This window comes from Rhizobium sp. EC-SD404 (assembly GCF_902498825.1).
In the GTDB taxonomy this organism is placed as follows: Bacteria; Pseudomonadota; Alphaproteobacteria; order Rhizobiales; family Rhizobiaceae; genus Georhizobium.
This window is the reverse complement of sequence record NZ_LR701459.1, coordinates 3615038-3639207: the sequence shown is the minus strand read 5'-3', so window position 1 is coordinate 3639207 and position 24170 is coordinate 3615038. Positions and strand designations below refer to the sequence as shown.

Below are 24170 nucleotides of genomic sequence, written 5' to 3'. Positions count from 1 at the left end.
GCAGCCTGCCTGAGACTTTTTGACACTTTTTCGCCCTTCCGGCCTGGGAAATCATGACGACACAAGAAGCTCGCGAAACGATCGTGCTTATTCCGGCAAGAATGGCCTCCACCCGTTTGCCGGGAAAGCCGCTGGCGCCGATCGGTGGGCTGCCGATGATCGTCCAGGTTGCCATGCGGGCGATGGAAGCCAAGATCGGCCCTGTTGCCGTTTGCGCCGACACCGATGACGTGCGCGAGGCTGTTGAGGCCGCCGGGTTTCGCTTCATCATGACGGGCACGCAACATCAGTCGGGTTCCGATCGCATCGCCGAAGCGCTGCAGACGCTCGATCCCGAGGGTCGCATCAAGCGCATCGTCAATCTTCAGGGCGATCTGCCGACCGTCGATCCACAGAGTGTTGCGGCTGCACTCCGTCCGCTCGACGATCCAGCGGTCGACATCGCGACGCTCGCCGTCGAAATCACCGAGGACGATGAGCGCACCAATCCGAATGTGGTAAAGGTCGTCGGCACCGAGATCGCCCCCAACCGTCTTCGGGCACTCTATTTCACCCGTGCGACCGCACCGCATGGCGAGGGCCCGCTCTATCATCACGTCGGGCTTTATGCCTATCGGCGCGAGGCGCTGACCCGTTTCGTCGCGCTCGGTCCTTCGCCCCTCGAACTGCGCGAGAAGCTCGAGCAGCTGCGCGCGCTGGAAGCCGGGATGCGCATTGATGTCGAGATCGTCGACACGGTCCCGCTCGGCGTCGACACCCCGGCGGATCTTGCAAAGGCGCGGCGTCTGCTCGCCAAGGACTGATAAGGACAATCAATGACCGAGATGACCGGCAAAATCGCCTTCCAGGGCGAATTCGGCGCCAATTCCGACATGGCCTGCCGCGACATGTTTCCCGACATGGAGCCGCTGCCCTGCGCGACTTTCGAAGATGCGTTCGCTGCCGTGGAGGCGGGCACGGCCGACCTCGCCATGATCCCGATCGAAAACACGATCGCCGGGCGCGTTGCGGATATCCACCATCTCCTGCCGGAATCCGCGCTGCACATCGTCGGCGAATATTTCATGCCGATCCATTTTCAACTGATGGTCCTGCCCGACGCCGACATCGCCGATATCAAGACGGTCCATAGCCACATCCACGCGCTCGGCCAGTGCCGGCGGATCGTTCGCGAAAACAAGTGGAAGCCCGTGGTGGCCGGCGATACGGCCGGTGCGGCAAAGCTCGTCGCTGAGCGCGGCGACCCGACCATGGCCGCCTTCGCACCGAGGCTCGCAGCCGATCTCTACGGACTGAAGATCATCGCGGAGAATGTCGAGGATACCGAAACCAACGTCACCCGGTTCATCGTGCTCTCCCGAGAGGCTCAATGGGCGCCTCGCGGGTCGAGCAACGACCTGATGGTGACGACGTTCATCTTCCGGGTGCGCAATCTGCCGGCCGCGCTCTACAAGGCGATGGGCGGTTTCGCGACCAACGGCGTGAACATGACGAAGCTCGAGAGCTATCAGCTGGGCGGCAAGTTCTTCGCCAGCCAGTTCTATGCCGACGTTCAGGGACATCCGGACGACGACAATCTCGCCCGCGCGCTTGAGGAACTTGCCTTCTTCTCGCGCGAGATCAAGATTCTCGGGGTTTACCCGGCACACCCGTTCCGCGTCACCCAGATGGCGGAAGAGGAACTGGAGCAGGTTCAGGTACAAACGGCCAAATAGCGCCGCAAACGGCGGTGGTCGGGCTTAGCTCCGCGCCACCCAGTCGCGCAAGAGCCGGTTGGCGATGGTGCCATCCGGCGCCGTTGTCAGTTCGCCCTCGATTCGCTCTAAAAGGCGCACGGCCTCCTGCCGCGTGAACCAGCGGCAGTCTTCCAGTTCGTCACCGTCCATGGCGATGTCCGTCGACAGCGCTTGCGCATAAAAGCCGACCATCATCGTATGCGGCATCGGCCAGGGCTGGCTGGCATGGTAGCGCACCTGCCCGATCGAGATGCCGGCCTCCTCGTGGGTTTCACGCCGGACCGCGTCTTCCATCGTTTCGCCCGGCTCCAGAAAGCCGGCGAGGCAGGAATAGAAGCCGGGTGGGAAATGCGGGCTGCGTCCGAGCAGGCAGCGATCCTCGGCTTCGTCGATGGCCAGCATGATGACGACGGGGTCGGTGCGCGGAAAGAGAGTCGTGCCGCAGCCGCCTTCCGTTTCGGGGCAGCGACGGCGGTAGCCGCCGGCCTCGCTGACGGTTCGGCCGCCGCACACCCCGCAGAATTGCGACGAAAGCGTCCAGTTCACCATCGCCGCGCCTTGCGCGACGATGCCGACGGTCTCGTCCGGCAGCAGATGTTTCAGGTAGAGCCCACGCGGCGCGAGCGCTTCGAGTCCTTCGGGCAGCGTCTCGACATCGGCCTTGAGCGGCATCGCGACCTGCGCGACGCCTTTGTCGAAGCCGAGCAGAATGGCGTTTGAGCGATCGGGCGACAGCGCCTCGAAGGCGCTCAACGAGAGACCCGCCTGCGGCTCGTTTTGCCGGTTGTCGAGAAGAAGTTTGCCGCCGATGAAGCCGAACACGCGGGTGTCTGGCGCCGACAATGCCTGCTCCACGCAGTCTGCGGGACGCTTTTCGGAGAGCCGTTGCAGCCGGTTTCCGGCAAAGGCGACGCGCGCGCTGGGTTCGGCGCCGGTTCCGTCGAAGAAAGATGCCATGGGGTGGGTCAAAGCTTTGCGAGAATGGATGCGATGAGGCTGCGGGCGTCGTCTTTGGCATAGGGGTCGCGAGTGCCGACACCCCAGACCGGGCCCGGCCATGCCTCGTCGCCCTCGTTTCTGGCGATCACATGCATATGGAGCTGGCGCACATGGTTGCCAAGCGCGCCGATGTTCAGCTTGAGACAGCCGGTCGCTTCCTTCAGCGCCTTGCCGGCCATGCCGAGCTCGAAGGTGAGCATCGTCTGGTCGAGCGGCGAGAGATCGTGCAGTTCGGTCATCCCGTCGCGCTGCGGCACCAGGATGATCCAGGGCCAGCGGGCGTCGTTCATCAGCCGCACCTGGCAAAGACCGAGGCTCGCCATGGCGATGCTGTCGTTCTCGAGCCGCTCGTCCAGCGTGAAGGATGCCATACGCGTTACTCCGTGCCCGGCGCGTGCGGATGTGCGAACGGCCTTGCCGCATTTTTCGCGCGCCGCCTTGCAATTGGCAAGCCTTTGAACGATATCCGGGCCGGGAGGTTGGTGGTGGACGAACCACTCGCCAACCGGGTCAGGTCCGGAAGGAAGCAGCCCCAACGAGGAACGGTACGGGTCATCGTGCCAGCCTCCCACCTTGACCGCCTGGTCCGCACCATTCGCGGCACTTTGTGGCTCGAGAGGTTCCAGGCGACGCCAACCGCGTTGACGCCCGGGTCTCGGCAGGGCCAAGATGGCGGCAACCCCAGCGAGGATGACGGAAGACGCCATGACCGCACCGATCGATCGCCGTGCAGACGGGACGCAGTGCGGCCGATGAGCGGCATCGAGCGCAGCATGTGGGACAAGGACACGTCCGCCGAAGCGACCGGCGGAGAATATCGCGTTCTCGCCCGCAAATACCGGCCGCGCGATTTCGACGATCTCATCGGCCAGCAGCCGATGGTGCAGACCCTCACCAACGCCTTCCAGTCCGGACGCATCGCCCAGGCCTATATGCTGACCGGCGTCCGGGGTGTCGGCAAGACCACGACGGCGCGCATCCTGGCGCGCGCGCTCAACTACGAAACCGATACGGTGCACGAGCCGTCGATCGATCTGCGCGTTTTCGGCGAACATTGCCGCGCGATCATCGAAGGCCGCCACGTCGACGTGATCGAGATGGACGCGGCCTCGCATACCGGCATCGACGACATCCGCGAGATCATCGAGCAGGTGCGCTACCGGCCCGTTTCCGCGCGCTACAAGGTCTACATCATCGACGAAGTGCACATGCTCTCGACGCAGGCCTTCAACGGTCTGCTGAAGACGCTGGAAGAGCCGCCGGCGCATGTGAAGTTCATTTTCGCGACGACTGAAATCCGCAAGGTGCCGATCACGGTCCTGTCGCGCTGCCAGCGCTTCGACCTGCGGCGCATCGATGTGGGCCTCCTCGTCGATCACTTCCGCCGTGTCGCCGAGGCCGAAGATGTGCCCGCCGAAGATTTGGCGCTCGCCATGATCGCGCGAGCTGCCGAGGGTTCGGCGCGCGACGGCCTGTCGCTGATGGACCAGGCGATCGCCCATGGCGGCGGCCGGATCGAAGCGGAAGCCGTTCGCTCCATGCTCGGCCTTGCCGATCGCGGCCGCATCGTCGACTTGTTCGAACATGTGGCGCGCGGCGATGTCGCTGCGGCGCTTTCGGAATTTGCGGGCCAATATGAAGCCGGCGCCAATCCGCCCGTGGTGCTGACCGACCTTGCCGATTTCACGCATCTGGTCACGCGGCTGAAATTCGTGCCGGAAGCGGTCAACGATCCATCGCTGTCCGAAACCGAGCGGACCCGCGGCGCCGATTTCGCCTCTGCACTCGGCGTGCCCGTATTGTCGCGTCTGTGGCAGATGCTGCTCAAGGGCATCACCGAGACGGAAGCCTCGAACCGTCCTTACGCGACCGCGGAAATGGTGCTGATCAGGCTGGCCCATGCGGCGAGCCTGCCGTCGCCCGAAGATGCCGCGCGCCGCGCATTGGAACGTGCCGACGAGCCTTCTGCGGAAGGCCGTGCGACCAACGCAGCGCCCTCCCGACCCACGGGCGGTGGCGGGGCATCCGCGTCGGTGTCGGCGGCATTGCAGGTCGCGCAGCCGCAGATGCGGACCCTGCCGCAGCAACAGCCACGTCAGAACGGTGCGATCCTGCGAACTGTCGAATCGACACCCGAACCGCAGCGGGAAGTGTCGCCTGCGCAAGCTCCCACTCCGCAGCCCGTGAGCGAAGCCGCAGCAGAGACCACGCCTGCAGAACAATCGGACGCCGACGATTGGACGGGCCCGACCACTCTCGCGGAGATCGTCGCGCTGGCCGACGAGAACCGGGACATACGGCTGAAAGTCCTTTTGCGAACCGCATTGCGGCCGGTTCGCATCGAGCCCGGCCGGATCGAAGCGGCCGTCGGGGGCGAAGCTCCGAAAACCTTTCTCAACGATCTGAGCGTCGCGCTCGAAAAGTGGACCGGCCGCCGCTGGATCGTGATGCTCAGCCGCGAAGAGGGCGAGGCAACGCTTGCCGAGCAGGAAACCGGCGCGCGCAATCTCCTCGTCAAGGATGCACGTGAGGATCCCGATGTCGCGGCGATTCTCGCACGCTTTCCCGGTGCGCAGATCACCGACGTCCGTATTTCGACCGAAGGAGATGCGGACGCCGAGATCGCGCCGCAATCCGCCGAAGGTGACATCCTCCCCGACGCCGACGCCGACGACGCGGGCGACGACTGAACGAGCAAAAGCCGACGACGAAAAACAAGAATGGAGACGATGCGATGCGCGACATCATGGGCATGATGGGCAAGTTGAAGGAAATGCAGGACAAGATGGGCAGCCTGCAGGAAGAGATTGCAGCGCTCGAAGTCGAAGGCACGGCAGGCGGCGGCCTCGTGACCGTCAAACTCAACGGCAAGGGCCACATGCTGGGCATGAAGGTCGATCCGACCCTCTTCAAGGAAGAGGAAATCGAAGTGCTCGAAGACCTGATCATTGCGGCCCACAACGATGCCAAGGGCAAGGCCGAGACAGAGCTGCAGAAGCGCACCCAGGAATTGACTGCCGGCTTGCCGATCCCTCCCGGCATGAAGCTCCCCTTTTAGGCCGGACACACCGTTCGACCGCCTGTTCATCGAACCGGTGATCGGCTAGACAACGGCCCATGGCAAAACGCGTCACCGGCCCCGAAATCGAGCGATTGATCCAGCTTTTGGCCCGCATTCCGGGCCTGGGGCCTAGGTCTGCGCGCCGTGCGGCCCTGCACCTCATCAAGAAGAAGGAACCGCTGCTCGCGCCGCTTGCCGATGCGATGGCGGTAGCGCGCGACAAGGTCGGCGTCTGCTCGCGCTGCGGCAACGTCGATACCACCGACCCCTGTGCCGTCTGCGCCGATCCGCAGCGGGATCAGTCGGTGATCATCGTGGTGGAAGATGTCGCGGATCTCTGGGCGCTGGAGCGCGCCGGCGCCATGAACGTCGCCTATCACGTGCTCGGCGGAACGCTATCGCCACTCGATGGCATCGGGCCGGACGACCTGAATATTTCTGGCCTCGTCGAGCGGGTCGCGGCCGGCGGCATCGTGGAAATCGTGCTGGCCGTCAATGCGACGGTCGAAGGGCAGACGACCGCCCACTACATCACCGATCGCCTGGCCGGCATGGAGGTGAAGATCACCCGGCTTGCTCATGGCGTGCCCGTGGGAGGTGAACTCGATTACCTTGACGAAGGCACTCTCTCGGCCGCTCTTCGCGCACGCACCAACTTCTGACCGGGCTTCAAACGAAAAAATGCCGCCACGGGAGACCCGCAGCGGCATTTCGGACGCAAGAACCGCTATTGTCGCTTAGCGATAGACGTAAACGATCTGACGGCTGGACGGGTCGACCAGAACCGGCTGGCTGTTCACGTTCACGTAGCGATATTCGTAGTCAGGCACTTCGATCAGTTCGACCGTGTCGGGAACCTGTGCACCAACGACGACTTCGCCATCGAGGTAGATCGGCTCCGGAGCGTTGCTCGTGACGTAGGTGGTGACGGTTTCCGGCGGATCAATCACGCCACCGGTGGTGCCGCCGGCTGCTGCGCCTGCAACGCCGCCGATGACTGCGCCGATCGGACCTGCAATCAGTGCGCCAGCGACCGCGCCGCTGGCGCCGCCCATGACAGCACCGTCTTCGGCAAGGCCGTCATCATAGGTCGTGACGGGTACGCCGACGTCCTGGTAGCGCTCCGTCACGACGACGGTTTCGCCGGAAAGATCGGCTGCGAGGTAGTCGGAATAGGCCCAACCTTCACCGCCTGCGCCGGAGACCTGGCACCACTTGGAGCCTTCGAGGCAGCCATTCACCGTTGCCTGTTCGCCGGTGTTGATGACGCCGGTGACGGGAAACTGAGGGCCGGGGCCCGAGCGGATGTTCAGGTCGGCAACAGCCGAGGCCGTCGTCTGTGCAAAGGCTGCGCCGGATGCCAGAAGTGCGGCACCGACGATCGTCGCGGATGCGATTTTCGTGAAACGGGTTGTCATGATCAGGAACTCCTGTTGGCGTTGTTCTTGTTGTTGTTCGCTATATTTTGTTCTTGTGTCCCTACGCCGCCTTAAACGAATGGGCGGCGGCTTCGTTCCGCTTGGCCTTCTGCCTGCCATCACGCTTCGTTACGCTCGTGCAGATGATTCGCGTTGGCAGGGGGAAACAGATGGTCCTGAGATTCGTGACGGCACTCGCCGCAATGGTGGCGTTGGTGACATCCGTGTCGGCCCAGTCGCGCGGCGACACGGAAGCGCAGTTTCGCGCCTTTCTGGAGAACGACATTCGAGCGGAGGCCGGGCGCGTCGGCGTGTCGGGCCAGACCTTCGCCGCGGCCTTCGGTGGCATCACGCTTGATTGGGACCTGCCCGACCTCGTGGCGCCGGGCAGTGCGCCACCGGCGCAGCGCCAACAGTCACAGGCAGAGTTCCGCTCGCCCGCAGCCTATTTTTCCGAGCAGAGCCTCCAGGGGCTTGCGTCCAGCGGACGCTCGCTTGCCCAGCGCTATCAGCCGGTACTCGCCCAGATCGAGGCACGCTATGGCGTTCCCGGTCATTTCCTGGTCGCGATCTGGGGGCGTGAATCGGGGTTTGGCCAGGCGGCCATTCCGCATTCGGCCATTCGGGTGCTGGCCACCAAGGCCTTCATGTCCACCCGTCCTGACCTGTTCCGCCGTGAACTGATCGCCGCGCTGCAGATCCTCGAACGCGGCGACATTTCACCGGCCGCGATGAAAAGTTCCTGGGCCGGCGCGATGGGTCAGCCGCAATTCCTGCCTTCGAGCTACCTGGAATATGCCGTCGATTTCGATGGCGACGGGCGCCGCGACATCTGGAACTCGGTGCCTGATGCACTCGCATCCATCGCAAACTATCTTGCACAAAAGGGCTGGCAGCGCGGCCGCGACTGGGGCTTCGAGGTCGTCATTCCAGACGGCGTATCCTGTGCGCAGGAAGGACCAGACCGTGCCCGGCCGATTGCGGAGTGGGAGCAGATGGGCATCCGCCGCATTTCCGGAAATGCCTTTCCCGAGAACGAGCGCCGGGGCGCCGGTATGATGTTGGTGCCGGCCGGCAGGCACGGCCCGGAATTCATCGTGACGCCGAATTTCTACGTCTTCAAGGAATACAACAACTCCGACAATTACGCGCTTTTCGTAGGCAATCTCGGTGATCGCATTGCCTACGGCTCCGGCGGTTTTCGCGGCAGCTGGGGCAACGTCGGCAGCATGCTGCGTTCCGATATCGCGACGATGCAGCGGGCACTTGAAGGCGCCGGCTACGATGTGGGCGGCGCGGACGGTCTGCCCGGCTTCAAGACGCGCCGCTCCATTGGCGAATGGCAGGTCCGTGCCGGGCGTGCGCCGACCTGCTTTCCCGATCGCGATCTGGTTTCAGTCATCCGATAGGTTCTTGCAATCGCAGGCTGCCTCGGTTCAACTGCCGTTGCGTGATGCGGGAGTTGAATGCGGGTGACATCAAGGAACGGGAACGCCGAGCGGCTGGCGGGCCGTATCGAGACGATGCGCGACGATCTCGTGGCGTTGACTCAGGATCTCATCCGCATTCCGACGCTGAACCCGCCTGGCGAAAACTACCGTGATATTTGCGACTATCTGGACAAGCGATTGTCTGCCTCCGGCTTCGCAATCGAGTTGCTGCGTGCTGAAGGAACACCGGGAGACAGCACGCGCCATCCCCGCTGGAACATCGTCGCGCGTCGCGAAGGCCGCATGCCCGGCCAATGCGTTCACTTCAATTCCCATACCGACGTGGTCGAGACGGGGAAGGGATGGACCGTCGATCCCTTCGGCGGGGTCGTCAAGGACGGGCGCGTCTACGGGCGCGGCGCCTGCGACATGAAGGGCGGCCTCGCCGCATCGATCATTGCGGCGGAAGCCTTCATTGCCGAGAACCCGGATTTTGCCGGCGCCATCGAGATTTCCGGCACGGCCGACGAGGAGACGGGCGGCTATGGCGGTGTCGCCTGGCTTGCCGAAAAAGGCTATTTCTCCCCGGACCGTGTCCAGCACGTCATCATTCCCGAACCGCTGAACAAGGACCGCGTCTGTCTCGGCCACCGCGGGGTCTGGTGGGCCGAAATCGAGACCAAAGGCAGGATCGCCCACGGATCGATGCCGTTTCTCGGCGACTGCGCGGTGCGCCACATGGGGGCGGTGATGCGCGCCATGGAGGACGATCTCTTCCCGAAGCTCGCCGCCAAGTCGACATCCATGCCTGTCGTGCCGGACGGCGCGCGCAACTCCACCATGAACATCAATTCGCTCCATGGTGGCCAGGCGGAGCTTGACGCGGATTACACCGGTTTCCCATCGGCCTGCGTGCCGGATTCCGCCCGCATGGTGATCGATCGACGCTATTTGATCGAGGAGAACGCCGACGAGGTACGCGGCGAGATCGTCGATCTTCTCGAGGGTCTGAAGGCTGGCCGCAAGGACTTCGATTACGCCTTGAAGGAGCTTTGGCAGGTGAGCCCGACAATGACCGAGCGCGACGCGCCCGTGGTCATGGCCGTTGCAGATGCCATCGAAACGGTGCTGAAGCGTCCGCCGGTCTACGTCGTCTCGCCGGGGACCTACGATCAGAAGCACATCGACCGGATCGGCAAGCTCAAGAACTGTATTGCCTACGGGCCCGGCATCCTCGACCTGGCACACCAGCCTGACGAGTATGTCGGCATCGACGACATGGTGGAAAGCGCGACGATCATGGCCGTCGCGCTGGGAGACCTGCTTGCCGGCGGTGCCGCTTCGGCTAAGGTTGGAAAATGACGCCCGTGAGAAGGCCGGCGGGATCAACGGAGTGACGATCATGAGCAAGCGTTTCGCCATCGGTGCCGCGGCTGCGGCCCTTTTTCTCGCATCGACCGCTTTGGCCGGCGCGCAGGAAACGGGCGCCACGATCGGCATGCAGCTGGAACCGCCGAACCTCGATCCGACCGCAGGCGCCGCGGCAGCGATCGACGAAGTCGTCTACGCGAACGTGTTCGAGGGTCTGACGCGCTTTGCCGCCGACGGCACGATCGTTCCGGCACTTGCGCGCGAATGGTCGATTTCGGACGACGGGCTCACCTACATTTTCACGCTCGCCGAGACTGTCAGTTTCCACGATGGCTCGGCCTTCGATGCGGAGGACGTCGTCTTCACGCTGACCCGTGCCATGGCCGAGGATTCGACCAATGCGCAGAAGGTGTTGTTCGAGGACATCGCCAGCGTCGAGGCGATCGATCCGGCGACTGTCGAGGTGACGCTCAGCGAACCCAACGGGTCCTTCCTGTTCAACTTGGCCTGGGGCGATGCGGTGATCGTCGCAGAGGAAAGTGCTGGATCGAACGCCACCAATCCGGTCGGCACCGGGCCGTTCCGCTTCGAAAACTGGGTTCAGGGCGACAGCGTCACGCTGACCCGGTCCGACACCTATTGGGGTGATGCGCCTGCGCTTGAAACGGTCACCTTCAAGTTCATCGCCGATCCGACGGCTGCTTTCGCGGCAATGATGGCCGGCGATATAGATGCCTTCCCGAACTTCCCCGCGCCCGAAAACCTGGTCCAGTTCGAGGCCGATCCGCGCTTTGCCGTCATCATCGGCTCGACCGAAGGCGAGACGGTTCTCGGCATCAACAATTCCAAGGCGCCGTTCGATGATGTGCGCGTGCGCCAGGCGATCGCCCATGCGATCGACCGGCAGGCACTGATCGACGGCGCGCTCTTCGGCTACGGCACGCTGATCGGCAGCCATTTCGCACCGCATCATCCCGCCTACATCGACCTGACGGAGCAGTCGAACTACGACCCGGAGCGCGCGCGCGCGCTTCTCGAAGAGGCCGGCCTGTCGGATGGCATCAGCGTGACGCTGAAGCTGCCGCCACCGTCCTACGCCCGTCGCGGCGGCGAGATTATTGCTTCGCAGCTGCGCGAGGTAGGCATCGAGGCGGAGATCGTGGCGCTTGAATGGGCGCAATGGCTGGAGCAGGTCTTCACCAACGCAGATTTCGACCTGACGATCGTATCCCATACCGAGCCGCTGGACATCAACATCTACGCCCGCGACGAGTATTATTTCCGCTATAAAAGCGACGATTTCAAAGCGATCATGGCGGAGCTGGACGAGACGTCTGACGAGGCGGCCAGAAACGAGATCCTGCAGCGGGCTCAGCAACAGATCGCAGACGACTACGTGAACGCCTTCCTGTTCCAGTTGCCGAAGACAGGCGTTGCCGATGCCCGGCTGAAGGGCATGTGGGAAAATGCCCCGACCCAGGCAAACGACATGACCGGCGTTTACTGGGAGGAGTAGCGCACGACGCCGGGGGGGGGCCGAAGATGACGGGCGTCGCCTTTAACGACCAGCCTGCTGTAGAGGCGGCGCTGCCTCGAGGCAGGATCGCATGCTGAGATATCTCGCACGCCGGCTTCTGGTCCTTGCACTGACGATGTTCGCCGCGAGCATCGTCATCTTCCTTTTGATGAGCGTCGTGCCAGGCGATCCGGCCCAGTTCATGATGGGCATGAATGCCGACCCGGCGGCGCTTGCAGCTCTTCGCGGCGAACTCGGCCTCGATCGGCCGCTGTTGCTCCGCTATCTGGAGTGGGTCGGGGGGGTGGTGGTCGGTGATTTCGGCCAATCCTACACCTACCGCGTGCCGGTCTCGCAGCTGATCCTCGACCGGATCGGCCTGTCGCTCCCGCTTGCCTTCCTCGCGCTGTTGCTGTCGATCGTGATTGCGATACCGGCGGCGCTGTTCGCAGCGCGACGGCACAACACAGCAGGCGACATCTCGGTGATGGGGCTGTCGCAGATCGGCATTGCGGTGCCGAACTTCTGGTTCGCGATGCTTCTGGTGCTTCTGTTCTCCGTCACGCTGCGCTGGTTTTCCGCCGGCGGTTTCCCCGGCTGGGAGGCGGGCTTCGTGCCGGCCATGAAGGCGCTGACATTGCCGGCCATCGCGCTGGCCCTGCCGCAGGCATCGATCCTGGCGCGTGTTCTCCGCTCCGCGCTGCTGGACACGCTGGGTGAAGATTATATCCGCACGGCGCGTGCGAAGGGGCTTTCGCGCGGCCAGGCGCTTCGGCGGCACGCCTTCAAGAATGCGCTGATCCCCGTGCTCACGATCATCGGTCTGCAGTTCTCCTTCCTTCTGGCCGGCGCCATCATCATCGAGAACGTCTTCTTCCTACCGGGCCTTGGCCGGCTGGTGTTCCAGGGCATCACCCAACGCGATCTGATCGTGGTGCAGAGCGTGGTGATTCTGCTGGTCTTCGCCGTCACGCTCGTCACCTTCCTGGTCGACATCGCCTACGCCTTCATCGATCCGCGCCTGCGACGGGGCACGCTATGAGCGCGGCGTCCTCCCACCGGACGCGCCGGTTCCTGCGCAATCCGTCGTTCCTTATCGGCGCCATCCTGACGGCGATCTTCGTCATCCTGGCGCTCGTCTCGCTCGTCTGGACGCCCGCCGACATCGCGCGGCTCAACGTTTCAGCCCGTCTCCTGCCGCCATCGCCCCAGAACTGGCTCGGCACCGATCATTATGGCCGCGACCTCCTGTCGATGATCATGGTGGGCGCCCGAACCTCCATCGCCGTGGCGCTGATCGCGGTCGGCGTCGGCATGGTGATCGGGGTGCCGCTCGGCATGTGGGCGGCGGCACGGCGCGGTGGGTGGATCGACGAGCTCATCATGCGGTTCAACGATCTGGTCTTCGCCTTCCCAGCGCTGCTGCTCGCCATCATGATCACCGCCGTTTTCGGGCCGGGCGCCGTCAATGCGATCGTGGCGATCGGCATCTTCAACATCCCCGTCTTCGCGCGGTTGTCGCGGGCGGGCGCTCTGTCGCTTTGGACGCGGGATTTCATCATGGCGGCGCGGGTCGCCGGCAAGGGCGCGGTCCGCATCTCTCTCGAGCATATCCTGCCCAACATCGCGAACCTTCTGATCGTCCAGGCGACGATCCAGTTTTCCTTGGGCATCCTGGCCGAAGCGGGTCTGTCCTATGTTGGTCTCGGCGCCCAGCCGCCGCTCGCCAGCTGGGGCCGGATGCTTGCCGACTCCCAGACGATGATCGCGTTGGCGCCACAACTGGCCGTGATCCCGGGGCTGGCGATCGTGCTGACCGTGCTCGGCCTCAACCTGCTCGGCGATGGCCTGCGTGATCTCACCGATCCGCGCATGGAAGCGGTGAGGCGCTGATGAGTGGCGGTGCACCCCTGCTGGCCGTCCGCGATCTCAGCCTCTCGATCGGCGGCACACCCATCCTCCAAGATGTGAACTTCGAGATCCCGCACGGATCGATCTTCGGCCTTGTCGGTGAATCCGGGTCCGGCAAGTCGCTCACAGCCATGAGCGCCATGCGCCTCCTGCCGGCCGGCGCTCAGCTCTCGGGCAGCATCAAACTGGCCGGACGCGAACTGGTCGGGCTGCCCGAAGAAACGATGTGCCATCTGCGCGGCAATGAGATCGGCATGATCTTCCAGGAGCCGATGACGGCGCTCAATCCGCTGCACACCATCGGCCAGCAGGTGGCCGAAACGATCCGCATCCACACGGATCGAAGCCGCAAGGATGCGCTCGATACCGCGCGCGCGACGCTGGCGCGCGTTGGGTTGCCGAGCGACCGTTTCCCGCTCGACCGCTATCCGCATGAATTGTCCGGCGGCCAGCGCCAGCGCGTCGGGATCGCCATCGCCATTGCGCTGAAGCCCAAGCTCCTGATCGCGGACGAACCGACGACGGCGCTCGACGTGACGACGCAGGCGCAGATTCTGCACCTTCTTAAACAGTTGGTGGTCGAAGACGGGATCGGCGTCATGCTGATCACCCATGATCTGGCGGTCGTTGCAGACATAGCGGATCGGATCGGCGTGATGGAGGCGGGTCGGATCGTCGAATGCGCTGCGACCGAAGATCTCTTCAGGCGCATGGATCATCCCTATACGCAGCGCCTTCTCGCCGCCTCGCGCCATGCGCCGGCACGCCGGCCCTATGTGCCGGAACAGGGCGACATTCCGCTGCTGAAGGTCGACAATCTGGTGCGCGACTACGTACCGAATTCCCTGTTCGCGGGCAGTGCCAAGGTCGTGCGAGCCGTCGACGATGTGAGCTTCGCCATCTTCCCGGGCGAAAATGTCGGGTTGGTGGGCGAGTCTGGCTGTGGGAAATCGACGCTGGCGCGTGCTCTTCTCGGCCTGGAAGTGCTGCAGGGCGGCCAGATCACGTTGCGCGGCAAACCCTTCGCCCAGGCGGGAAAGCCACCCGCGGCCGATCAGCGGCGGTTGATCCAGGTAGTTTTCCAGGATCCCTACGGGTCCTTCAATCCACGCCATCGCGTGGATCGGCTCGTTGCCGAGCCGCTACATCTTTTGAGCGAGAAACCGTCAGAGGTTGAGAGGCGCCGCAAAGTCGGTGCCGTGCTCGAAGCTGTGGGGCTGGCAGCCGACGCAGGCAAGCGCTTCATCCACGAATTCTCGGGCGGCCAGCGTCAACGCATTGCGGTTGCGCGCGCACTGATCGTCGAGCCGAAGCTCGTCATTCTGGACGAAGCGGTCTCTGCACTGGACGTATCGATCCGCGCCCAGATCCTGGATCTGCTGGCCGAGCTTTCTAGCCGGCTATCGGTTTCCTACCTGTTCATCTCGCACGATCTGTCCGTCGTGCGCGCGATCACCGATAGGGTGATGGTGATGAAAGACGGGCGGATCGTCGAGGAAGGCGCGACGAACGACGTGTTCGCGATGCCCAAGCATGCCTACACGGCAGAACTTCTGGCGGCTGCGCCGGACCTCGACGCGGCATTGGCAGCCCGAGGCGTCGAACTGGCACGGTCGTCCGTCTGAATGCCGTTCAGCTGCTGATGATCTGGTAGCAGATGCTGGTCACGCCGGCGCTGACGAAGCCGAGTTCGCTGGCAGCCGCACGGGAAACGTCGATGACCCGGTTCTTGATGAAAGGACCGCGGTCGTTGATGCGTACGACGACCGAACGGCCATTGTTTTGATTGATCACGCGGACCTTGGTGCCGAAGCTCAAATTGCGATGGGCGGCGGTCAGCTTGCCTGGATCCATCTGTTCGCCCGAAGCGGTCATGGACGTCAGTGCGTACCAAGAGGCCCGCCCGCATTGTTCCTGCGCCTGAGCGATGTTCCCCGACGATGGCGGCAGGATGGGTGCGATCGCAGCAATAGCGGCTACTGCGGCCGAAACCTTTAGAAATTTCATAAACAATTACCCCGTTGATCCTTGCGAGGAACGGGGCAAATGGGGCGAGAACCGGGCACGCCCGGTCACGCTCTGAATCGGAATATTACTGTGCCGGCAAAGGGTTGCCGGTCGATCTTTCCGTATTTGCTAAGGAACGAAGCGCGACCCGGTATTCCGGATAGTGAAACTGATAGCCAGTTTCCTTCAATCGCACGTTCGAAACGCGCTTGTTCTCGCCGTAGAAACTCCGCGCCATGGAAGAAAGTTCCGCAGTCTCGAAATCTTGTTCCGGCGGTGGCTGCACGCCCAGCAATTCGGCAGCAAACGACACGACATCCTGCGGCGGCGCCGGTTCATCATCGGTCACATTGAAGATTCCGGCGGCCTCATGGGCCATCAGATGGCGCGTCGCGCCGGCGATGTCTTCGACATGGATGCGGTTGAACACCTGGCCCGGCTTGATCAGGCGCTTGGCTGTTCCGTTCCTGAGGTTGAGGATGGCGTTGCGGCCCGGCCCGTAGATACCAGAGAGGCGAAGGATGGCCACCGGCAGATGGGCGCTTGCACCCGCGTCCCGCCAGGCGGTTTCCGCAGTCAGCCGCATGATCGATCGATCCGACACCGGATGGCAGTCGGAAGCTTCGTCCACCCATGAGCCTTCGTGGTCTCCGTAGACGCCGACCGTCGACAAATACCCGACCCAGCGCAGCGCCGGGAAATGGGTCTTGAGATCGTTGCCGATCAGGCCGAGCAGCGGATCGCCCATCTCGCCTGGTGCGATCGACTGCACGAGATGCGTCGTCGTCTGCATCGTTGCCGCAAGCTCGTCGGAAAGCGCCGTGCCGTCGAACCGAAAGGGTTCCATGCCGGACGAGCGCAGCGCTTCGAACTTCCCGTCGCTGCGGGTCGTGCCGCCGATCCAGTCCGCGCGTCCTTCGAGAGCCTTTGCGATGGAACGGCCGGAATAGCCGGCGCCAAAAATGAGCAAGCGGGGTTTCATCAGATAGTCTCCTGCAATGTCCGCCGTTCAAGCGCGCGCGCCCATTCAGCGCGCACGACGGGATCGGCTTCCGATTCGATATGGCGTCCGGCCTTGTGACGCAGCGTCTCCGCGTCATCGAGCTCGGCCGTGGCCCACACAGCCATAGCCCTGACCAGAGGCGACGGATCGGCGAGAAGTGGGCCGCAATGTGCCGACAGTTCGGCAAGGCCGCTGTTGCCGGCTGCGATCAACACGTTCCGGATAAAACGGTCTCGACCGATGCGCTTGATCGGTGAGCCGGCGAAGTGCTGGCGAAAGGTGCCGTCATCCAGCGATAGCAGATCGGCGATGGTCGGCGCCTTGAGATCGTCCCGCGCCTGGAGCTTCGCTTCGCGCGCGGTTTCCGCGAACTTGTTCCACGGGCAGACGGCCAGGCAATCGTCGCAGCCATAGATGCGGTTGCCGATCGCCTTGCGGAACGCCTCGGGGATCGTCTCCTTGTGCTCGATGGTCAGGTAGGAGATGCATCGGCGCGCATCGAGCTGATAGGGCGCGGGAAAGGCGTTGGTCGGGCAGATGTCGAGACAGGCGCGGCAGGAGCCGCAGTGATCATTCTCAGGCGCGTCGGGAATGAGTGCGGCGGTCGTGAAGATCGATCCGAGGAACAGCCAGGATCCGAATTCGCGACTGACGAGATTGGTGTGTTTGCCCTGCCAGCCGAGGCCCGCCTGCTCGGCGAGCGGCTTTTCCATGACCGGTGCGGTATCGACGAAGACCTTGACGTCGGCGCCGGCGCGCGAGGCGAATTTCTGCGCGACCGTCTTCAGCTTGCCCTTGATGACGTCGTGATAGTCGCGGTTCTGCGCATAGACCGAAATCGCCGCGCGGTCCGGGAATTGGAGATTGACGAGAGGGTCATGCTCGGGACCGTAGTTCATCGCGAGCATGATGATGGAGCGCACGTCCGGCCAGAGGACACGGGGGTCGCTGCGCCGCTCTGCGGTGTCCGCCATCCAGTCCATGGTCGCGTGGCGGCCATCCGCAATGAAGCTGGCGAGATGCCCGGCAGCGCTTTCGATGGCGTCGGGCGCAACGATCCGCACGGCGTCGAAGCCTTCCGCAAGCGCGGCCTGGCGGATGATACGAGCAAGCTCGGTCGCCTGACTGTCACTCGTGCTGCTTGACGATGGCCGATTGGCCAAGCGCGATGCCATCTTGATCTGCCGCTTCGCTTGTTGCCCCGGCCGCACCCCACCGGCGCGCCTACCGCTCATTTAGTGAGACGGTTGGACGATCCAAGGCTTGACGGCGTCAGAAATCAAGGTCCGCGTAGTGCGAAGCCGGCGTGACTCCGCGGATGCGATCGACGAGGAGCGGACGGAAGGACGGCCTGGACTTGATGCGCTGGTACCAGTCCTTGGACTGGGGGATTTCGCTCCAGTCGATTTCGCCGAGATAATCGAGGACGGAAATCGAGGCCGCTGCCGCCAGATCTCCGTAACTCAGCCGGTCGCCAGCAAGCCATGGCCGGGACCCGGCGAGCCAGGTGAGATATTTCATGTGCTGGCGGATGTTGCCGCGTGCCGCGCGCATCAGCTTCGAATCGGGTGCGCCGCCGCCTTGCGCCGTCGGCATCTGAAGCTTGAAGACACGCTCGCGGGCGAGGTGCCGCGTCACGTCCTGCTCCATCTTGACCAGGAACCATTCCACCAGTCGCCGGATTTCGGCGCGCTGGAAGCTGTTTTCGGCCAGAAGCCGCCTGTCGCGCTTCAGCGCGCCATGCGTTTCGTCGAGATATTCGGAAATGACGACCGCGCCGCAGAGCGACCGCATGGAATCGTCCAGAAAAACCGGCAGCGTGCCCGCTGGGTTGAGCGCAAGAAATTCGCGCCGGCCCTCCCAGGGCTGCTCTTCGACCAGATCATACTCGAAACCGTATTCGCCAAGCACCAGACGGATGAACCGGGAAGCGGACGACATCGGATGGTGGTAGAGTGTCGGCATTACGCAAACGGCTTTCAAAAGCTCATGAAACGGTCGGTATGCCCGAATTTTAATGTTTTTCTGGCTACGCTTCCGACGAAGCAGCTATAGGGGCTCGCTCCATCGAAGACAAGCCGGCGCCTCTTCCGCCACGCTTGGCAAAGAAAAACACAGGACAGTTGCATGGGTGAACAAACGATTATCGGAGCGCTTCTGCTTGGCCTTTTGGAAGGCCTGACGGAGTTCATTCCCGTATCGTCGACCGGACATCTGCTGCTCGCAGGCCGTGCCATCGGCTTTAGTTCCACGGGCAACAGCTTCGAAGTTCTCATCCAGGTGGGGGCGATCCTCGCTATTCTTACCGTCTACTTCCACCGGCTGTGGTGGCTCGCGCGGTCGCTGCCGACCAGCGACGAATCACGCCGATTCGTCGCAATCGTGCTGCTCGGTTTCCTGCCGGCAGCTGGTATCGGCTTTCTTGCCCATGATTTCATCAAGACCGTCCTGTTCGAGACGCCTGTCGTGATCTGCGTGTCGCTGATCGTCGGCGGCTTCATCCTGTTGTGGGTGGACCGCATGGCATTGACGCCTCGCTACACCGACGTCGCCCAGTTTCCTGCTTCGCTGGCGCTGAAGATCGGCTTTTTCCAATGCCTCGCCATGGTGCCCGGAACGTCGCGCTCGGGCGCCACGATCGTCGGAGCGCTGCTGAACGGCGCCGACAAGCGCTCGGCCGCGGAATTCTCGTTCTTCCTGGCGATGCCGACTATGGCCGGCGCCTTCACGCTGGACCTCATCAAGAACCGCGACATCCTCAATGCCGATGATTTCACCATCATCGCCGTAGGGTTCCTGGCGGCCTTCGTTTCGGCTGTGGTCGTCGTGCGTTCGCTTCTCGACTTCGTATCGCGCCACGGCTATGCGCCTTTCGCTTATTGGCGCATTTTTGTCGGCACGGTTGGCCTGGCCGCCCTCTGGTGGGCGGCCTAGGTCGCGACTATCTCGAGGATCTGCGGGATCCGCTCTCTCAAGCGCTAGTTGCTGTTCTGCGCCGTCGGCCCGTCGGGCTTGGTGAACTGGCCCTGGACGCGGAAGCGGGTGAGATAGGTCGGCAGGATGACTTCGAGCAGGGTCGGCTTGATGCCGACGCCCTCGAGCGTCCGCCCCTCGCTCTTCGCCGCTTCCGAAACCACGTTGTCGCGCTTCAGAAGCGTCACCTGATCCTGCGTGAAGGGGGGCGTAATCAGCGGAACGTAGCTGAAGATGCCGCCCAGCACCGATGCGGGATACCAGGGGATGGTGATGAAGCGGCGCTTGCGTTGAATCACCTTGAGCATCGTCTCGAGACATTCGCGGAACGTCAGCACTTCCGGGCCGCCGAGTTCCAGCGTCCGGCCGCCTTCGATCGCGCCGTCGACGTGGCGCGCAAAGACTTCGGCGACGTCCGCGACGTAAACCGGCTGAAATTTGGTATGGCCGCCGCCGATCAGCGGCAGGAACGGCGAAAGACGCGCCATATCCGCGAACTTGTTGAAGAAATTGTCCTCGGGCCCGAAGATGATCGACGGGCGGACGATGAGGGCGTCCGGCTTGATCTCGCGAATGGCCTCCTCCGCCTTGCCCTTGGTGCGGGCATAGTCGGACCAGTACTTCGAATCCGCGCCGATCGCCGACATGTGACTCAGAGGAATGCCGGCGGCGCGGGCGGCTTCGGCAACCGCTCGTGCGCCGAACTCCTGTACGGGATCGAACATGTTGCGGCCGGTCTCATGCAGGATGCCGACCAGATTGATCACGTGATCGGCGCCTTCGACGGCACGGTCGATCGACGGGCGATTGCGCAGATTGGCCTGCATGGCCATGATCTGGCCGACTGCGCCGAGCGGCTGCAGGTGGCCGGCAAGATCCGGGCGACGGCAGGCGACGCGCACGCGGTAGCCGCGCTTGGCCAGCGCCCTGACGACGTGCCGCCCGACGAATCCGTTGCCGCCGAACACGGTAACCAGCTTGGGATGGGGCATTATCGTCGTCATGTGAGCGCGTTCCCGTGAATGCGATGATGAGGTTTAATTAGGTCGGCCGATCAGCCTTCATAGCCTTCGACGACGATCATGTCAGCATCGGCAACTTCCTGACGGATGGCTACGGCTGCCTGATATTCCGGGCTTTCATAGCACGCCTTCGCGTCGGCGACGGAAGGAAACTCGATAATGACGTTGCGAGCGCGTGCGCCGCCTTCCAGAACATGGGTATCGCCGCCGCGCACCAGGAACTTGGCGCCATAGCGCTCGAAAGCCGGCTTGGCGGTCGAAACGTAGTCCTTGTAGCGCTCAGCATCACGCACATCCACGCGTGCAATCCAGTAAGCCTTGGCCATGGTCTTTTCCTCCTCGTTGAATGCTGATCGTTTTTCAGTGCTGCCTGTTGGCGGCGGCAATTTCCGCGATGATCGCGCTTGCCGCTGCCTTGGGATCGTCTGCCTTGATGATGGGGCGGGCGACCACGAGATGGCTCGATCCAGCCCGGATGGCGTCGGCCGGCGTCGTGATCCGCTTCTGGTCGCCGGCGTCGGCGCCGAGTGGCCGGATGCCGGGGGTCACCAGCGCCATGTCGGGGCCGATGATGGCACGCACGGCTTCTGCTTCCGCGGGTGAGCAGACGATACCGCCCATACCGGCGTCGACGGCCTGCTGTGCCCGGCGGCTGACGAGGTCTGCCGGCGACAATGCATAGCCGGCTTCCTTTGTGTCGGTGTCGTCCATGGACGTCAGCACCGTTACGCCGAGAATGCAGAGGCCGGAGCCCTTGGCAGCATGCACGGCGGCGCGCATCACCTTCGGATAGGCATGCACGGTCAACATCGTCATGCCCATCTGGGCGATGTTCTCGACGCCTTTGGCAACGGTGTTGTCGATGTCGTGAAGCTTCATGTCGAGGAAGATCGACTTGCCCGACGCGGCGAGTTCCCTGGCGAAGGAAAGGCCGCCGGCGAAGACCAGCTGGTAGCCGATCTTGTAGAAGGACACCGTGTCGCCGAGCGCCGCGACCATAGCTTCCGCGTCTCGAAGCGTCGGCACATCGAGGCCGACAATCAACCTGTCACGCGGATCGGCGATGGCCGGGCCGGTCGAGAGGTTCGTGCGGGGTCCTGACATCGCGCTTGGCCCATTTCGCCGTGCAATTTTCTGGGCTTCTACTGGCATGCGTTGCCTTGCCCTGCAAGGCTCTAGCGGCTTGCGATCGCCCGGCAATGATCGACGAGCGATTGGCAGGCGGCGTCCAGCATGCGGGCGTTGCGCTCGTCGCCAAGCTGACCGTCTTCGGTGAAGGCGGTGGAAGCCCGCGAGACCGAGCACTGCTCAGTGACGATCTGCGCGCCGACATTCATCAACACCGACCGCACATGGTAAAGGCCGCGAATGCCTGCAAACTGACCGTCGGATGCCGAGCCGAGTGCGACGACCCGGCCGCGCCAGGCGCGCATCGGCCGCCCGGCGTCAGTGGACACGCGGCTGACCCAGTCGATCGTGTTCTTCAACAGAGGCGGGATCGATGAATTGTATTCCGGGCAGGCGAGGAACAGCCCGTCTTGCGAAGCGATGAGCCGAGCGAGCTTCAACGCGTTCTCGGGCACACCGTCACGCTTCTGAAGGTCTTCGTCCATGATCGGAAGGGGATAGTCGGCCAGCGAGATGCGCGTCACGTCGGCCCCTTTCGCCATCAGGACGTGGGCTGCAGCGGCGGCGAGGCTCGCATTGAACGAGCCTTCTCGGTTGGAGCCGGGGAAAACGAGGATCTTGGGGGTCATCGCAAAGGCAGGTGATGGGGTCAGATCGGGCGGCGGTAGAGCCAGAGATGGGCGGGCGGAATGTTACGCACCACGAAATCCAGCTTCTCGACCACGTAGTTGCCGCGCCCGGGCGCAACGGGCGAGCGGGGGCCGTAGGTGATCTGGACGACCGGTCGACCGGCTGGAATGCGGCCGAGAAGGTCCTCGATCAGCGCGATGCGCTCGGGCATCGGAAAATTGAGGAGCGGGATGCCGGACACGACGCAATCGAATGTCTGATCGGCGAGCGGGCCAAGCGTGGTGTCGAGATCGAAGGCATCGCCCTGGATCACGTTGACGCCCGGGAAGAGCCGCTGAACATGGCTGACGAAATCGTCGGAGTATTCGACGCAGACGAGCTGGCTGGGAGAAATGCCGCGTTCGAGGATGGCCTTGGTGACCACGCCCGTGCCAGGGCCGAGTTCGAGAACGGGCAGTCCAGAGGTCGTGTCGACGACGCTCGCCATGCGCTTGGAGGTGACGGCCGAAGTGGGAACGATCGATCCGACGGCCTTCGGACCATCCATCCAGCCTTTGAAAAACCGGATCTCGTCGTCGAAGCGCTTGGACAGCTTGCGTGTCAAAGTGCCGACCATGGCGATATCCTCTTCCGTTGGCGGAGAGCCAAGGATCGCCTCTCCTTAAAGCGAAGCAGACTTCCCTAAGGGAAGCTCATGCCCCGTGCAACAACGAGCCGAAAGGCCCGCAACGGATGACCGACTGCTGGAAGCAGCCGACAATCAATTGCTGAGCGTATCGAAGAAATCCTTCATGCGCGAGAAAAAGCCTGAAGATTCCGGGCTATTTTCCTTCGACGACAGCTGCTCGAACTCGGTGAGCAACTCTCGCTGCCGCTTCGACAGGTTCTGCGGCGTCTCGATCGCAACCTGGATGTAAAGGTCTCCGGCCTGCTGCGACCGCAGCACCGGCATACCCTTGGAGCGAAGGCGAAACTGCTTGCCCGACTGCGTGCCTTCCGGAACCTTGACCCGCGTCTTGGTGCCATCGAGCGTCACGACATCGAACTGACCACCGAGCGCGGCGGTCGTCATCGAAATTGGCACGGCGCAGTAAAGGTCGGCCCCGTCGCGCTGGAAGAACTCGTGCGGCTTCACCGACAGGAAGATGTAAAGATCGCCGGACGGCCCGCCGCGGAGCCCCGCTTCGCCTTCACCGGCAAGCCGGATCCGGGTTCCGTCCTCTATGCCCGCGGGAATGTTGACCGACAGTGACCGGTCTTCCGTCACGCGTCCTTGGCCAGAGCATTTTGGGCAAGGATCGTTGATCGTCTGTCCGCGGCCCTGGCAGGTGGGGCAGGTGCGCTCGATCGAGAAGAACCCCTGCGCTGCCCGCACGCGGCCGCTGCCCGAACAGGTGGTGCAGGTGGTCGGATGCGTGCCTGGCTTGGCGCCGGAACCCGAGCAATTGTCGCACTGAATGGAGGAGGGAACGCGGATCTGCGCGGTCTTGCCGTGGAACGCCTCTTCGAGGCTGATTTCCATGTTGTAGCGAAGATCGGCACCGCGCTCGCGGCCGCTTCCGCCGCCACCGGAGCGACGCTGGCGACCGCCGCCACCCATCATCTCGCCGAAAATGTCTTCGAAGATATCGGAGAAGCCGCCGGCGCCCGCACCGCCAAAACCGCCGCCGCCGAAGCCACCGGGACCGCCCTGCTCGAAGGCGGCATGGCCGAAGCGATCATAGGCGGCCCGCTTCTGCGGGTCCTTCAGCGTTTCATAGGCTTCGCCGACTTCCTTGAACTTGCGCTCCGCCTCCGCATCGCCGGGATTGCGATCGGGGTGGTACTTCATAGCAAGTTTGCGATAGGCGCTTTTCAGCTCTTTCTCGTCGGCCCCTTTTTGGACCCCGAGCGTCTCGTAGAAATCTGCTTTCGCCATTTAATGCCAGCCCCACACGTCTGACGATCCCGGCCGCCTTGCTGGCT

Annotated in this window: 25 protein-coding genes and 1 other RNA gene; 13 read left to right on the top strand and 13 right to left on the bottom strand. The window is 63.4% G+C overall.

The window, feature by feature from the left end; translation table 11 throughout:
- Positions 1-53 precede the first annotated feature (53 nt).
- Positions 54-803: a 3-deoxy-manno-octulosonate cytidylyltransferase gene (locus GC125_RS18320; protein ID WP_151986968.1), complete on the top strand. Its 750-nt coding sequence runs from the start codon at positions 54-56 to the stop codon at positions 801-803.
- 12 nt (positions 804-815) lie between these two features.
- Positions 816-1715 (top strand): prephenate dehydratase, encoded by a 900-nt coding sequence (locus GC125_RS18315; protein ID WP_151986967.1) that lies wholly within the window; start codon positions 816-818, stop codon positions 1713-1715.
- Positions 1716-1739: 24 nt separating this feature from the next.
- Here the strand turns inward: GC125_RS18315 and nudC are convergent, their stop codons facing one another.
- Both nudC and GC125_RS18305 read right to left on the bottom strand, forming a co-directional pair.
- Positions 1740-2693: an NAD(+) diphosphatase gene (gene nudC / locus GC125_RS18310; RefSeq protein WP_151986966.1), complete on the bottom strand. Its 954-nt coding sequence runs from the start codon at positions 2691-2693 to the stop codon at positions 1740-1742.
- An 8-nt stretch (positions 2694-2701) separates the two neighbouring features.
- Entirely contained in the window at positions 2702-3106 is a 405-nt protein-coding gene (locus tag GC125_RS18305) for an HIT domain-containing protein (protein ID WP_151986965.1), read from the bottom strand.
- Positions 3107-3209: 103 nt separating this feature from the next.
- Between GC125_RS18305 and ffs the strand changes: the two genes are divergently transcribed.
- From ffs to recR, 4 genes are all read left to right on the top strand, one after another.
- Positions 3210-3307: signal recognition particle sRNA small type (gene ffs / locus GC125_RS18300), an RNA gene on the top strand.
- A 180-nt stretch (positions 3308-3487) separates the two neighbouring features.
- Entirely contained in the window at positions 3488-5425 is a 1938-nt protein-coding gene (locus GC125_RS18295) for a DNA polymerase III subunit gamma/tau (protein ID WP_502706074.1), read from the top strand.
- A 44-nt stretch (positions 5426-5469) separates the two neighbouring features.
- Positions 5470-5793 (top strand): YbaB/EbfC family nucleoid-associated protein, encoded by a 324-nt coding sequence (locus tag GC125_RS18290; protein WP_151986964.1) that lies wholly within the window; start codon positions 5470-5472, stop codon positions 5791-5793.
- A 59-nt stretch (positions 5794-5852) separates the two neighbouring features.
- Positions 5853-6458, top strand: a complete 606-nt coding sequence (gene recR, locus GC125_RS18285) for a recombination mediator RecR (protein ID WP_151986963.1) — start codon at positions 5853-5855, stop codon at positions 6456-6458.
- Positions 6459-6533: 75 nt separating this feature from the next.
- Here the strand turns inward: recR and GC125_RS18280 are convergent, their stop codons facing one another.
- Positions 6534-7214: a DUF1236 domain-containing protein gene (locus tag GC125_RS18280; RefSeq protein ID WP_151986962.1), complete on the bottom strand. Its 681-nt coding sequence runs from the start codon at positions 7212-7214 to the stop codon at positions 6534-6536.
- A 170-nt stretch (positions 7215-7384) separates the two neighbouring features.
- Between GC125_RS18280 and GC125_RS18275 the strand changes: the two genes are divergently transcribed.
- From GC125_RS18275 to GC125_RS18250, 6 genes are all read left to right on the top strand, one after another.
- The gene (locus GC125_RS18275) at positions 7385-8623 is read left to right on the top strand and encodes a lytic murein transglycosylase (RefSeq protein WP_151986961.1); all 1239 of its coding nucleotides are present in this window, start codon (positions 7385-7387) and stop codon (positions 8621-8623) included.
- A gap of 63 nt (positions 8624-8686) precedes the next feature.
- Positions 8687-10006 carry an acetylornithine deacetylase/succinyl-diaminopimelate desuccinylase family protein gene (locus GC125_RS18270; RefSeq protein WP_286165571.1) on the top strand — a complete coding sequence of 440 codons (1320 nt, stop codon included), beginning with the start codon at positions 8687-8689 and terminating at the stop codon, positions 10004-10006.
- Positions 10007-10046: 40 nt separating this feature from the next.
- Complete coding sequence (locus GC125_RS18265) at positions 10047-11531, top strand: ABC transporter substrate-binding protein (protein ID WP_151986959.1); 1485 nt, start codon at positions 10047-10049, stop codon at positions 11529-11531.
- A gap of 91 nt (positions 11532-11622) precedes the next feature.
- Positions 11623-12573, top strand: coding sequence for an ABC transporter permease (locus GC125_RS18260; protein ID WP_151986958.1), 951 nt, complete (start codon positions 11623-11625; stop codon positions 12571-12573).
- Positions 12570-13424, top strand: coding sequence for an ABC transporter permease (locus GC125_RS18255; protein WP_151986957.1), 855 nt, complete (start codon positions 12570-12572; stop codon positions 13422-13424). The genes GC125_RS18260 and GC125_RS18255 overlap by 4 nt, the downstream gene beginning before the upstream one ends.
- Positions 13424-15067, top strand: a complete 1644-nt coding sequence (locus GC125_RS18250) for an ABC transporter ATP-binding protein (RefSeq protein ID WP_151986956.1) — start codon at positions 13424-13426, stop codon at positions 15065-15067. Before GC125_RS18255 ends, GC125_RS18250 begins: the two co-directional genes overlap by 1 nt.
- A gap of 7 nt (positions 15068-15074) precedes the next feature.
- Here the strand turns inward: GC125_RS18250 and GC125_RS18245 are convergent, their stop codons facing one another.
- The 4 genes from GC125_RS18245 to GC125_RS18230 form a co-directional block, all read right to left on the bottom strand.
- On the bottom strand, positions 15075-15449 hold the full coding sequence (locus tag GC125_RS18245; RefSeq protein ID WP_151986955.1) for a septal ring lytic transglycosylase RlpA family protein: 375 nt from the start codon (positions 15447-15449) through the stop codon (positions 15075-15077).
- 85 nt (positions 15450-15534) lie between these two features.
- Positions 15535-16431, bottom strand: a complete 897-nt coding sequence (locus GC125_RS18240) for an SDR family oxidoreductase (RefSeq protein ID WP_151986954.1) — start codon at positions 16429-16431, stop codon at positions 15535-15537.
- Positions 16431-17627 carry a tRNA epoxyqueuosine(34) reductase QueG gene (gene queG, locus GC125_RS18235; RefSeq protein WP_151986953.1) on the bottom strand — a complete coding sequence of 399 codons (1197 nt, stop codon included), beginning with the start codon at positions 17625-17627 and terminating at the stop codon, positions 16431-16433. Before queG ends, GC125_RS18240 begins: the two co-directional genes overlap by 1 nt.
- A 97-nt stretch (positions 17628-17724) precedes the next feature.
- Positions 17725-18417, bottom strand: coding sequence for a glutathione S-transferase family protein (locus tag GC125_RS18230; protein WP_151986952.1), 693 nt, complete (start codon positions 18415-18417; stop codon positions 17725-17727).
- A gap of 162 nt (positions 18418-18579) precedes the next feature.
- Here GC125_RS18230 and GC125_RS18225 point away from each other — a divergent pair, with 162 nt between their 5' ends.
- Positions 18580-19386, top strand: coding sequence for an undecaprenyl-diphosphate phosphatase (locus GC125_RS18225; protein WP_151986951.1), 807 nt, complete (start codon positions 18580-18582; stop codon positions 19384-19386).
- A 44-nt stretch (positions 19387-19430) separates the two neighbouring features.
- Here GC125_RS18225 and GC125_RS18220 read toward each other — a convergent pair whose 3' ends face one another.
- The 6 genes from GC125_RS18220 to dnaJ all read right to left on the bottom strand — a co-directional run bounded on the left by GC125_RS18220 (position 19431) and on the right by dnaJ (position 24123).
- Entirely contained in the window at positions 19431-20429 is a 999-nt protein-coding gene (locus GC125_RS18220; RefSeq protein ID WP_151986950.1) for a complex I NDUFA9 subunit family protein, read from the bottom strand.
- A gap of 50 nt (positions 20430-20479) precedes the next feature.
- Positions 20480-20773: a DUF1330 domain-containing protein gene (locus GC125_RS18215; protein WP_126006897.1), complete on the bottom strand. Its 294-nt coding sequence runs from the start codon at positions 20771-20773 to the stop codon at positions 20480-20482.
- A gap of 34 nt (positions 20774-20807) precedes the next feature.
- Complete coding sequence (gene pyrF, locus GC125_RS18210) at positions 20808-21551, bottom strand: orotidine-5'-phosphate decarboxylase (RefSeq protein ID WP_151986949.1); 744 nt, start codon at positions 21549-21551, stop codon at positions 20808-20810.
- A gap of 71 nt (positions 21552-21622) precedes the next feature.
- Positions 21623-22204, bottom strand: coding sequence for an NADPH-dependent FMN reductase (locus GC125_RS18205; RefSeq protein ID WP_151986948.1), 582 nt, complete (start codon positions 22202-22204; stop codon positions 21623-21625).
- 20 nt (positions 22205-22224) lie between these two features.
- On the bottom strand, positions 22225-22821 hold the full coding sequence (pmtA, locus tag GC125_RS18200) for a phospholipid N-methyltransferase PmtA (RefSeq protein WP_151986947.1): 597 nt from the start codon (positions 22819-22821) through the stop codon (positions 22225-22227).
- Between the two features lie 144 nt (positions 22822-22965).
- Positions 22966-24123, bottom strand: a complete 1158-nt coding sequence (dnaJ, locus tag GC125_RS18195; RefSeq protein WP_151986946.1) for a molecular chaperone DnaJ — start codon at positions 24121-24123, stop codon at positions 22966-22968.
- Positions 24124-24170 lie beyond the last annotated feature (47 nt).

What these genes read in the sequence shown, in the direction of transcription:
- GC125_RS18225 (WP_151986951.1), top strand. Translation starts at nt 18,580, where the DNA reads ATGGGTGAACAAACGATTATCGGAGCGCTTCTGCTTGGCCTTTTGGAA.
- GC125_RS18245 (WP_151986955.1), bottom strand. Translation starts at nt 15,449, where the DNA reads ATGAAATTTCTAAAGGTTTCGGCCGCAGTAGCCGCTATTGCTGCGATC.
- nudC (WP_151986966.1), bottom strand. Translation starts at nt 2,693, where the DNA reads ATGGCATCTTTCTTCGACGGAACCGGCGCCGAACCCAGCGCGCGCGTC.
- queG (WP_151986953.1), bottom strand. Translation starts at nt 17,627, where the DNA reads ATGGCATCGCGCTTGGCCAATCGGCCATCGTCAAGCAGCACGAGTGAC.
- GC125_RS18315 (WP_151986967.1), top strand. Translation starts at nt 816, where the DNA reads ATGACCGAGATGACCGGCAAAATCGCCTTCCAGGGCGAATTCGGCGCC.
- GC125_RS18205 (WP_151986948.1), bottom strand. Translation starts at nt 22,204, where the DNA reads ATGACCCCCAAGATCCTCGTTTTCCCCGGCTCCAACCGAGAAGGCTCG.
- GC125_RS18290 (WP_151986964.1), top strand. Translation starts at nt 5,470, where the DNA reads ATGCGCGACATCATGGGCATGATGGGCAAGTTGAAGGAAATGCAGGAC.
- recR (WP_151986963.1), top strand. Translation starts at nt 5,853, where the DNA reads ATGGCAAAACGCGTCACCGGCCCCGAAATCGAGCGATTGATCCAGCTT.
- GC125_RS18275 (WP_151986961.1), top strand. Translation starts at nt 7,385, where the DNA reads ATGGTCCTGAGATTCGTGACGGCACTCGCCGCAATGGTGGCGTTGGTG.
- GC125_RS18255 (WP_151986957.1), top strand. Translation starts at nt 12,570, where the DNA reads ATGAGCGCGGCGTCCTCCCACCGGACGCGCCGGTTCCTGCGCAATCCG.
- GC125_RS18240 (WP_151986954.1), bottom strand. Translation starts at nt 16,431, where the DNA reads ATGAAACCCCGCTTGCTCATTTTTGGCGCCGGCTATTCCGGCCGTTCC.
- dnaJ (WP_151986946.1), bottom strand. Translation starts at nt 24,123, where the DNA reads ATGGCGAAAGCAGATTTCTACGAGACGCTCGGGGTCCAAAAAGGGGCC.
- GC125_RS18305 (WP_151986965.1), bottom strand. Translation starts at nt 3,106, where the DNA reads ATGGCATCCTTCACGCTGGACGAGCGGCTCGAGAACGACAGCATCGCC.
- GC125_RS18230 (WP_151986952.1), bottom strand. Translation starts at nt 18,417, where the DNA reads ATGCCGACACTCTACCACCATCCGATGTCGTCCGCTTCCCGGTTCATC.
- GC125_RS18295 (WP_502706074.1), top strand. Translation starts at nt 3,488, where the DNA reads ATGAGCGGCATCGAGCGCAGCATGTGGGACAAGGACACGTCCGCCGAA.
- GC125_RS18215 (WP_126006897.1), bottom strand. Translation starts at nt 20,773, where the DNA reads ATGGCCAAGGCTTACTGGATTGCACGCGTGGATGTGCGTGATGCTGAG.
- GC125_RS18260 (WP_151986958.1), top strand. Translation starts at nt 11,623, where the DNA reads ATGCTGAGATATCTCGCACGCCGGCTTCTGGTCCTTGCACTGACGATG.
- GC125_RS18280 (WP_151986962.1), bottom strand. Translation starts at nt 7,214, where the DNA reads ATGACAACCCGTTTCACGAAAATCGCATCCGCGACGATCGTCGGTGCC.
- GC125_RS18220 (WP_151986950.1), bottom strand. Translation starts at nt 20,429, where the DNA reads ATGACGACGATAATGCCCCATCCCAAGCTGGTTACCGTGTTCGGCGGC.
- GC125_RS18265 (WP_151986959.1), top strand. Translation starts at nt 10,047, where the DNA reads ATGAGCAAGCGTTTCGCCATCGGTGCCGCGGCTGCGGCCCTTTTTCTC.
- GC125_RS18320 (WP_151986968.1), top strand. Translation starts at nt 54, where the DNA reads ATGACGACACAAGAAGCTCGCGAAACGATCGTGCTTATTCCGGCAAGA.
- pmtA (WP_151986947.1), bottom strand. Translation starts at nt 22,821, where the DNA reads ATGGTCGGCACTTTGACACGCAAGCTGTCCAAGCGCTTCGACGACGAG.
- GC125_RS18250 (WP_151986956.1), top strand. Translation starts at nt 13,424, where the DNA reads ATGAGTGGCGGTGCACCCCTGCTGGCCGTCCGCGATCTCAGCCTCTCG.
- pyrF (WP_151986949.1), bottom strand. Translation starts at nt 21,551, where the DNA reads ATGTCAGGACCCCGCACGAACCTCTCGACCGGCCCGGCCATCGCCGAT.